The organism is Desulfamplus magnetovallimortis, assembly GCF_900170035.1.
Lineage (GTDB): Bacteria > Desulfobacterota > Desulfobacteria > Desulfobacterales > Desulfobacteraceae > Desulfamplus > Desulfamplus magnetovallimortis.
On record NZ_LT828548.1, the window covers coordinates 230,702 to 240,403 of the forward strand.

7 protein-coding genes and 1 CRISPR repeat array are annotated in these 9,702 nt (G+C 43.0%); of the genes, 1 reads left to right on the top strand and 6 read right to left on the bottom strand.

The window, feature by feature from the left end; translation table 11 throughout:
• Window positions 1-171 precede the first annotated feature (171 nt).
• Window positions 172-621, top strand: coding sequence for a type II toxin-antitoxin system VapC family toxin (locus tag MTBBW1_RS15920; RefSeq protein WP_080804747.1), 450 nt, complete (start codon window positions 172-174; stop codon window positions 619-621).
• Window positions 622-1,003: 382 nt separating this feature from the next.
• Here MTBBW1_RS15920 and csx20 read toward each other — a convergent pair whose 3' ends face one another.
• The 6 genes from csx20 to MTBBW1_RS15955 form a co-directional block, all read right to left on the bottom strand.
• Entirely contained in the window at window positions 1,004-1,420 is a 417-nt protein-coding gene (csx20, locus tag MTBBW1_RS15930) for a CRISPR-associated protein Csx20 (RefSeq protein ID WP_080804749.1), read from the bottom strand.
• Window positions 1,421-2,539, bottom strand: coding sequence for a putative CRISPR-associated protein (locus MTBBW1_RS15935; RefSeq protein ID WP_186441369.1), 1,119 nt, complete (start codon window positions 2,537-2,539; stop codon window positions 1,421-1,423).
• Between the two features lie 32 nt (window positions 2,540-2,571).
• Window positions 2,572-3,891, bottom strand: coding sequence for a TIGR02221 family CRISPR-associated protein (csx2, locus tag MTBBW1_RS15940; protein ID WP_080804751.1), 1,320 nt, complete (start codon window positions 3,889-3,891; stop codon window positions 2,572-2,574).
• A 135-nt stretch (window positions 3,892-4,026) separates the two neighbouring features.
• Window positions 4,027-4,302, bottom strand: a complete 276-nt coding sequence (locus tag MTBBW1_RS15945; RefSeq protein WP_139786786.1) for a hypothetical protein — start codon at window positions 4,300-4,302, stop codon at window positions 4,027-4,029.
• Window positions 4,303-4,313: 11 nt separating this feature from the next.
• On the bottom strand, window positions 4,314-6,494 hold the full coding sequence (locus tag MTBBW1_RS15950; protein ID WP_080804753.1) for a CRISPR-associated ring nuclease: 2,181 nt from the start codon (window positions 6,492-6,494) through the stop codon (window positions 4,314-4,316).
• Between the two features lie 14 nt (window positions 6,495-6,508).
• Window positions 6,509-7,978, bottom strand: coding sequence for a tetratricopeptide repeat protein (locus MTBBW1_RS15955; protein WP_139786787.1), 1,470 nt, complete (start codon window positions 7,976-7,978; stop codon window positions 6,509-6,511).
• A gap of 493 nt (window positions 7,979-8,471) precedes the next feature.
• Window positions 8,472-9,499: direct repeats of the CRISPR family, unit length 36 nt; unit sequence GTCTCAATCCCCTCTAATCGGGGCAGTGTTTCTGAC.
• The last annotated feature ends 203 nt before the right edge of the window (window positions 9,500-9,702 follow it).

Here is a 9,702-nt window from a genome sequence, read left to right on the forward strand (position 1 = left end):
AGGCATCCTTCATATCAGCTCAAAAGTAGTTTACACTTTTCGGAAAATTTTGAACCATGATTAAAGGATTTAAGGATTAACATGATGAATAATCAAGAAAATCCCTTAATCATGAAAATCATGGTTCAGAAAAGTGTAAACCGATAAATGAAAGATGCCGATTTTTAGGATATGAAACGATATCTACTTGATACCAATATTTGTGTGAAATATCTGAATGGCTCCAGAAAAAAGGCCGAGAAAAGATCAATCACGGAACAGTATATCTTTGAAAAAATCAATAAAATCAAAGATATTACAGATTTGTATCTCAGCCAAGCGGTAGATGCCGAACTACGTTTTGGAGCGGAAAAATCTCAAAACAGGGATAAGAATTTACAGCGGATCGAAGTGTTTGAAGAGGCTTTTCCTGTATTGAAGATCGATGATGATGTTTGGGATTATTATGTGAAGCTCAGAACTGAATTGAGTAGAGTTGGCAAAACGATTCATGACATGGAGTTATTGATTGCGGCAACAGCAATACGATATGATCTTGTGCTTGTCTCCAATGATAATGATATGAATAACTTGGACTTTTTGACTTATGAAAAAGTTGAGCGAGAAAGCTGGGTAGCGTAAGAGAGATCATCCATTTTATCAAGACTGGAAAAAAGAGCTGACCTGATGATATCCGCATTACGCTGATATGTTGAAGCTATGGGAGGCTCACTAAAGCTTGTGGCAGAATTTCCTGAGAAACCACCTATAGAAGTAATTGGATTTGGAGAAAATTCAACTCTTAAATCAAGTTATAGTTGTCGGTTATTAATGTCACATCACCCCCCCAGCCAACTCTCCATGACTGGAGAGGGGAGTATAGACCACCAGACAGTTAAACCTTGAAAGAACACTGAGTTGAAAGAAGTTGAAAATGGCGAAAGGCTTAGGGAGGGTAATTATCTGATGGCGTTTGTGGATTTTCAGATGGTAAAGCTTCACAGAATGCCGGAGAGTTTGAGGATCATTTTCCATACTCCCTGAACCTGCGGTGCTTGAAAATATGCTCTATTGTCAGGGTGCCGTCGGATTGCATGATCTCTGTGGCCTTTCTCTCTGTTGTGGCATAGATTGGTACAAGCCCGATATCCTTTGCATAGAGAACCATCAGGAAAGTGGCTCCGAAATCACCCTGTATCAGGGCAAAATCTCCCTTATTGCTCTTCTGTGAGAGCCATTTTTTTACAGGCTTAAGCATTGGTTCTATAGCAAGAACATCAGGCGGGAACTGCTGCCATATATTTTTAATCTCTTGGGGCATTGCCACAATGCTTTCAACTCCAAGGGATAAACGTGCATCTTCTATCTGTTCTGTTGTGGGTGTGTGGCTGAATAACAGGAACAGGCATCTTGATCTTCTCTTTTTTGTTTTTGTATGCATCTAAATACCTATGGTTTCACTTAAATAGACAATGGCAGCCTCCCACTCCTGCTCTGTTTTTGCTGTTGTGCGTATGGTGAAGGTTGTCATTGCTCCATTGTTGGAGAAAGTTCCGTCAATAAAGTCAACTCTGCCGTCCCTTGTTTTTCTGAAGGTGTTACCCTTTTCAATGGCCGGGTTGTAATAGTGGGTATAGATACTGTTGACAAAGGGTAACGAGACAATTTTTTCAAGATAGCCCTTTAGTCCCTTATGTTTGCCGCTATTTGCATCCTCATATACTATTTTTCGATCCTCTTTCTGAATCTGGCTTACAGCCGGCAGAAGATCTTTGGATCTTGACTTGAATCTACTTCTGAAAGTTTCGTGAAAGAGAAGTCCTGTGGGGGTTAAGTCATATAGATGTTTGCCATCTATTTCAACATGATCTATCAAAACATGAAATCGTTCATCCCCAGGGTCCCATTTTCTCTCTTTGTGCAGTACCTGATCCAGATCGCAGAAAAGCTGATAGTGGCGAAGCCAGAATTCAAAATCAAAGGATACTGGCTGGGGCGGCAGTGTAATAACCTCCTTGAAGCCTTCAAACATGTAGCAGACCGGTATATCAAGGGCCTGTCCAATCATGCCGGCAAAGGATATCTGAGCCTTGTAGCCACCTGTGGCATTGATCAGAATCCGTTCAGGGCTGTTCTCTCTTACAGTTACGCCTATCAAACGAACAAGATTTTTAAGTCCATGCTGCTTGAAAAGGCGAGCATCATCAGATGTCAAACCTTCCACCCTGTGAACAGTTACATTGCTGAAACGACTTTGCCTGTTATCTCTTGTGGTGTAGTACTGTTTTAGAATTTCCCCCACAACAGTTCCCTTTTCAGTGTCAGAGACAAGAATTATATGGGAAAATCGTTGTTGAAGGAGTTGTTGTGAGAGGATTGCAGCAACCGAATTTATCTCGGCTCCGCAGTCCCGATCATTTTCGTCCAATTTGCAGAGCAGCTCTGCAACCTCGTTGAAGTTTCCTGATGCAAGGGTTTTTTTCAGGGCATTGTCGTCTTCAAGAAGGTTGATGTTATTTGTAAGACTTGTTCCTGCTGTGCTGATCAAAATATCGCGCATGTTGTTTCTCCTTTTGCCTTTGAATTCGGCCATCAAGGTTTAGCAAGCATTGTCATGATGTTATTGTAGCTTTGGTGAAATCTGTCCAGAATGGATGCTGCACTTCTGGCTTTATTGTTCTGCTCTGTCAGGTATCCGCCGTGGTTCACATCATTTCTTATTGGACGTAGTCTTTCATATTCATCTGCAAATTTCCTGATAACGTCATTTTCCATGAGTTTTTTTACAAGGTCGGCATTGCTGTCTGTCTCATCAAGGTTAAGATTTTTGTTGGCAACTATCATAATGGCACTGGCGGCTGCTTTCCTGTTGTTTTCAGCACCCCAGTCAAGACCTTCTCCAGCCAGAATAAAAGTTATGAGGTTCTCTTGAAGCATGGTTATGGCCTGTTGATAAAGCCCATGATCTACACACCAGTCAACAGCCTTAAAACCATTATTTATATCATTTTTTGTAAAGCTATCTATCTTTTTTTCCATAACGGACATCAGAGGTGCAAGTGGCCTTATGAAGATATCATCACTTTGCAGAAGGTTCAGTTTTTGTTTGATTCGTTCATAATCATACTGAATAATTTCTACACCTCTGTTAACCAGTAGATTACTGCTGATTTTGTCAATGCCTTTTACAATCTCATTGATGGTGGTAGCGACTATGTCCTGTCCCCGGCTGTCCCTAAGAACAGGAGAGAGTTTTTTTTGTGCAAGTGCTGCAAACTCCCTGGCACTTCCATTTTTTACGAAACTTTGTGTTGCCTCTGTCCATTCAATAAGTTGCTCAAAACTTGTGAGATCAAATATGGGGGCAATTCGTTCTGTTTCGGGGATGGCTTCAGCTTGGGGTTTGCTTCCGAGTATCTCGAATGCTCCATAGTATATTCCATCTACTGAAATTTTTTTCAATAAACGTGCATAACCTATGAGTACCATAAACAGCATGGGGATGGATCGAAAGCCGTGGGTTATGTCAAAAATTATCTCTTCGCCCTCTCTTAAAGTATCAAAGACAATTTGAAAAATCTGCCAGATCTCCTCTTCGCTGTTTCCAACAGGGATATCATGGCGCTTCACAGCAGGTAGAATTTTAAGTTTTTCAAGCCTTTTTCCAAGCCCGGGGTTCTTGATAATTTCCTTTGTATTCCAGTTGAGATGGCCGTTATCTTCCCAGTTCTTTTTAATGGCATCGGATGTTGTGAAAATCCTGATTTCGTCGTCACTTTTCCATTCCCTGCAAAAGCGAGAGACAATATCTTCCTGGACATATTTTACAATATCTCCAGGGGCTTTGTTTAATTCATAACGACAGTTGAGGTAGTCATTGGTTCCAAGAAAAGATATGAATGCTTTGGGCATTGTAGGCCTCCTGTTGATTTAAAAGTTGAGTGTTTTTGTTTTTTTGCCTTTGGAACTTTTAAGTGAAAATGACTCTTGTTTTATCGTGAAAGTGACTATCATTTTTATATTTGGGGGTGATTGGTACGAAATCAATCATGCCTGTTTGGCGTGATTTATGGTGTTCCCTTTTTTGTCTTTTTGTACCTCACCGCTGACCACAACATCGACAACACTGCGGAGTGATTCCATTTTTCTCGTTTTGTCCTCATGCACTCCACCAAACAGCGCCTGTTCCTTTGCGAGCAGTTCATCTGGAGCAATATCTCCCTGTGTCAGGCGCCACCAGTATTGCAGGGCATTTTTCAAAGGGGGTGATCGTAACTCTGCATTGCCGTCAGAACCTCCCAGAAACATCGGGGTCAATATCATTCAGCTATCTCTCACATTTTCTGTTTAAGAAAATTGACGCACTCCTCTTCAGCTTTCCTTAAAATTCTATGCCTTACCTTTCGTGGTGCAAATGACGCCTTGAAGCTGTTTCTTACAATGGAGAGGATTTCCCACATGCTCAAGCCCCCGGGTGTCATTCGGCATGCCCTGTGGATCTCCTTTGAAAAAATTGTTCTTGAAATGCCAGGGTTGTCTGTGTTTACCGTCACTCTAAGGCCTTTTTCAAGGTAGAACTGTAAAGGATAAATATCAAGATTGGATGTGGAGTCAATATAGTTGTCCCTGTAGCCGATGATCTGGAAATTGCTGGAAGGGCACATCTCCAACACTATATTCCGATCAAGAAATCGTTCCATCAAATGGAGGTTCTGTTTCAGGGTCAGGCAGTGGCCGATTCTTTCCGCATTGAGAAGATATACAGCCTCCCAGATGCTCTGTGGCGGATGATTCTCCCCTGCATGGATGGTAAAATGAAGGCATTTTTCCATTACAGGCATAAGTGGCTTTTGCATAATTGCTGCACTACATGCCCCTTCATTACCTGCAAGATCAAAACCCCTCAGTGGTACTTCAACATGGCCGGCTTGAGCCTCTTTTTCAAGAATTCGGCAGGCAAGCTCAACATGGCGATTAACCATTGCCATTTCTCCGTGGCGGCTTGCAATAAAGATAATTGAGCATGTCAAAACCTCTGCATACTCTTCCAAAGTATTGCAGATTGTCTCATATACAGCATATTCGGGGAAACTGTCACTTGCGTAATTAACCGGAGAGCATCGAAGTTCAAGATAAATGACGTTATCAGCAATGGCCTTTTCAGCAATTACCCTGCACGCCTCTCTAAGGCAGCTCGGGTGTGTCAGCAATCCTGACCCCTGAAGATCCCCTGTGCGTTCATATGCGTCAAATTCAATCCCGCAGAAACATTCTTCCTGCCTGTAATCCCCGTATATCACCTCATCCAGGAGTTCAGGATTATCCTTAAAAATAAGAATAAAAGATGCTGTGGTGATATGTGCCGGAACCCCGGGTAGAGCTTGCCGGATATCCTTAAAAGATTTTATAAGAAAAGTTATCTTTGATGCATCCTTTTGCCTAACAGCCTCTTTAAGGGGGTTAAGCCAGTTATTCAGGCTTGATGAAAAAGATCTGATATCTCCTTCGGCAGCTTTGGCAATGCGGATAAGTTCAAATACATCTGCAACACCGCCAAGGTGACAGTGAAGTTCTGCCTTGGGAATCTGTTCAATGAGCTGAAGCTCTTTTCTCTCTTCTTCTGGGTTACATCCCATTTTAAAGTTTTTAAGGGCTTTTATGGTATCTTCGGGCAGACTGTAAAGAGCCAGAAAATTGGTGACAGTCTCTCCCTGGAGCATGGTGTTAGTGTAGTTGCACATAAGATACCCTGCATCGGATTGCCGTTTGTCAAGGGTGTTGGTGAGGGGCAGATCAGGATTAACCCTTAATAACATCTGTACCGGATTTTCTAAGTTTGAAAGCAGGTCTGAAGAAGCTTCCTGGAGCATTGCTTTTGCCAGAACAGGCAGCTCCTTTTTTGAAATGGAGAGAACAGGGTTGGGAGGAAATTTATCAACCACAAATGGTGTTATCAACTCTCCGTATTCTGCAGGTATTGGCCTTAAAAAATCATCCACATCCATTTTAGATGGAACAGGAGAACCCTTGATTGAGGGATTGTCAACAACATGTATCATGGCCTGACATCCGAACCAGGCTGCTGCTTTCTGAAGATCAGTACTCATTGTTTTGCGCCCACCTGTAAGGGAGAGAAAGAGTTTGCCTCCTTCTGAATATTGTGATGCACCATGCACCATGGTGTGGATGGCTTCACTCATTTTTCGGCACTCATCTTCACTGCTTAGGTCTTCTGTCCCTTCCACCTGCCAGATTTTGAGAACAGGGCGCTTTGTTCTTTCCAGTCGGCTGTACCACTCATTGACTTTTTTAAGGGACTTTTCTATGAATTGTCCAGATGTTGAAACCACCCAGACTTCATCAACCGGTGTGATGTCAAATAACCTTCGGGAATTCCTGATTTTCTCCTTTTGGGGATGATTCCTGAAAATATCAACAATATCAGGATTTGTGAAACCAAGAAGTTCCGGCAGGATCTGCCATGTGCCCAGGGTTGTAAGAAGTATGTCTGCCATGATCTGTTATATCCTCACTCTTTCTGCATTTTTATGTTTGCCATAAGAAGATCCAGCTTTGGATAGTTGCAGCAGTTCTCCTGTAGCTCAAGAGCCAGAGTTTCGGCCTTTTTGGGTCTGTTCATGCGAAGATTTGCAAGTGCCTGCCAGAAAAGCCCGTCACTGTAAGGGTTGCCCCACTGGCGCTGAAAAAAGTTAAAAGCAGCCTCTGCATTTGCCGCAGCATCAGCAAATTTGTGCTGAAGATAGCATATTTTTGCAAGGCGGATAAGAGTCTTGTGTTTTGAGCGCATATCTTTTTCTGTGGATGCTTTCAGAACCTGTTCCGCATCCCTGAACCTGTGCAGGGCGCATAGCACATCAGACTCTGTCCATCTGAAATAGGGTCGCCTCAAATGTTCCGGCACATTCTGCATCACTTCAAGAGCCTTTGCGGGATTTTTAAGGGCAAGCAGTGTGCGTGCAAGAAGCTCAACCACAAAATCGTCAGCTTTTCCCTTGCTGCTCTGGAGTGCAAATACAAGCGCCTCCTTTGCTTTTATGTGGTTGCCAAGGTGAAAATGTATCTTCCCCAATGCAAAATATTTGAAGGTCAGGGATATGTGATTTTTATCTTTATCCAGTTCAAGGCAGGTGTTGATGCGCTCCAGAGCTGCATTTGGATCTCCTTCTGCCAGAAGAATACTTCCCAGGCGATAGAGGGATTTTATGTAGTTTTTCTTCTCTTGATGGTGCGCTGTCTGTTGGTTTTCATCCATCATTTCCCAATTTTCGCAGGCTTTGCGAAAAAGGGGCAGGGCAATCTCCGGTTTGTCTTCGATCTTGCTGCACAGCATTCCATGACGATAATAACAGGTAACTGTCTCCGGCCTCAGTTCCTCTGCTTTTCTGAAATTTTCGTGGGCAATTGCAATTCGTTCTGCCTTCATCTGGGGAGTCAGCATGATCTCCCTGTTTTTATTGGCAAAAAGGGAGTTGTAGGCAGTATATCCAAGGGAAGATCGAGTATGAAAATTGTCAGGCTCACGGCTTATGCATATGGTGAGCTGGTCAATTGCCTCGTCAAACCTGTTCAGTTGTCCCAGAGCAAATGCCACCTTTTCCCTTATCGGAAGATCTGCCTCTGATGCCACCAGATCCGGAGCCTTCTCCTCAACAGGATGGTAAAGGGCGATGATGTTTTCCCACTGGTTGTTTCGCATCATCTCAAAAATATCGTCAAGGCTTCGTTTTCTTGCCTTTTTTATGAGATTGCTTTCAGGGTTTATAAGCTCTTCAAGGGTTAAAAACTGATCCTGATGGAGTTGTGCAGTGTCTCCTGGTGTTCCTGCTTCTGCACTGTTGCTGGATTTGGGAGCTATTGCAGAGATGATCCCTGACATGTCCAGTTTTTTCATTGCAGATTTGTCAGACTTGAAAGCATCCCCTTTTCTTGGTGTTTCCGGTGTTCTGATAACTCTTGCGACTGATCCCAGTGACGGCATGGCATCTCCTCCCTTTTTTGCAGACTGAAGTTAAGTCTTTTTGACAATATTTGCAGAGGGAAACTGCAACAGTTGAAAGCCCTCTGTATATATAAAGGGAATTAGATGTGAATTTTTTATATTTTTTTTAAATTAATGCAGACCACGCATAATTTCAGCAAATTCCGGATGGAATTTATTGCAGTTGTCTGAACCAGGATAACCAGGATGGATAGGATACTCAGGATAGATAATCCTGCCTTATCCTGTTAATCTTGGGAATCCTGATTCAGACAGTATTGACAAGGCTTACAAGATCATAGGTGTCTAAGCAGTTCAACTGCTCTACCCTATTTAATAGGTTCAGCATTTTGTCAATAAAAAGCTCGGAATGCCTTTTAAAATCAGCACTGTATCAATTTATGTGAGCAAAGGTGTATCAGTTTTGCTGAGCACTATAGGGGGCAGTGTTTCTGACGAGACACGATGTGACTGCAAAGGGAATTCTTTCAATGTCTCAATCCCCTCTAATCGGGGCAGTGTTTCTGACAGAAGAGAGGATCGAATAATTGAACAGATTGATCAAAGTCTCAATCCCCTCTAATCGGGGCAGTGTTTCTGACGCATATGATCGTTTCTAAAATAAAAGTCAAAAAAGGCATAGTCTCAATCCCCTCTAATCGGGGCAGTGTTTCTGACATAACTAAACAATAAAGGAGACAGGGAAATGACTTTCAAGTCTCAATCCCCTCTAATCGGGGCAGTGTTTCTGACTGTCATACTTATTTGAGATTGCATAGTATAGATGGGGCTAGTCTCAATCCCCTCTAATCGGGGCAGTGTTTCTGACCGGAGTTTCTCCCTCAGGATACGTTCTGTATCGTGAGAGATATAGTCTCAATCCCCTCTAATCGGGGCAGTGTTTCTGACGTTTGTTCACTTCTGCCGCTATCGCAGATCGTCAATTCTAATGTCTCAATCCCCTCTAATCGGGGCAGTGTTTCTGACAAGACATTGAATGAATGTGCTGAGATTCTAAATATAGAGTCTCAATCCCCTCTAATCGGGGCAGTGTTTCTGACGAAAAAAAACATGAATTTTTCACAAAAAATACCGAGAGGAGTCTCAATCCCCTCTAATCGGGGCAGTGTTTCTGACATAACGCGTGGCATGGTCAGCCACTGTGGGATGCTTTGATGGTCTCAATCCCCTCTAATCGGGGCAGTGTTTCTGACGCAAGGAGAGATTGATGCTTCTTCCTCGCGCAATGGGACGAGAGTCTCAATCCCCTCTAATCGGGGCAGTGTTTCTGACCAAAATGTCTTCCTTCAATAGGGAAGACATTGACTGCTGGTCTCAATCCCCTCTAATCGGGGCAGTGTTTCTGACCCGAAATTCATCCCGCTCGGCTGGCTGGAGGTAGGGATAAGTCTCAATCCCCTCTAATCGGGGCAGTGTTTCTGACTCTGTGCAAAAGTTGAATGCAGCAGGGCAGAAGGTATTCCAGTCTCAATCCCCTCTAATCGGGGCAGTGTTTCTGACTCAAATATTGAAAGTCAGATTGAAAGTCTCATCTCTTTGCCAGGTCTCAATCCCCTCTAATCGGGGGCAGTGTTTCTGACCCCCATTATATAAAAGACTGGCTCATATATGACGGAGATGGTCTCAATCCCCTCTAATCGGGGCAGTGTTTCTGACCAATGTAAATAAATGTGTCAGCATACAGGTAAAGGAGATTTTGTCTC

Bases quoted from the DNA above. Each gene is read 5' to 3' on its own strand.
- csx20 (WP_080804749.1), bottom strand. From the start codon at position 1,420: ATGCATACAAAAACAAAAAAGAGAAGATCAAGATGCCTGTTCCTGTTA.
- csx2 (WP_080804751.1), bottom strand. From the start codon at position 3,891: ATGCCCAAAGCATTCATATCTTTTCTTGGAACCAATGACTACCTCAAC.
- MTBBW1_RS15935 (WP_186441369.1), bottom strand. From the start codon at position 2,539: ATGCGCGATATTTTGATCAGCACAGCAGGAACAAGTCTTACAAATAAC.
- MTBBW1_RS15945 (WP_139786786.1), bottom strand. From the start codon at position 4,302: ATGATATTGACCCCGATGTTTCTGGGAGGTTCTGACGGCAATGCAGAG.
- MTBBW1_RS15950 (WP_080804753.1), bottom strand. From the start codon at position 6,494: ATGGCAGACATACTTCTTACAACCCTGGGCACATGGCAGATCCTGCCG.
- MTBBW1_RS15920 (WP_080804747.1), top strand. From the start codon at position 172: ATGAAACGATATCTACTTGATACCAATATTTGTGTGAAATATCTGAAT.
- MTBBW1_RS15955 (WP_139786787.1), bottom strand. From the start codon at position 7,978: ATGCCGTCACTGGGATCAGTCGCAAGAGTTATCAGAACACCGGAAACA.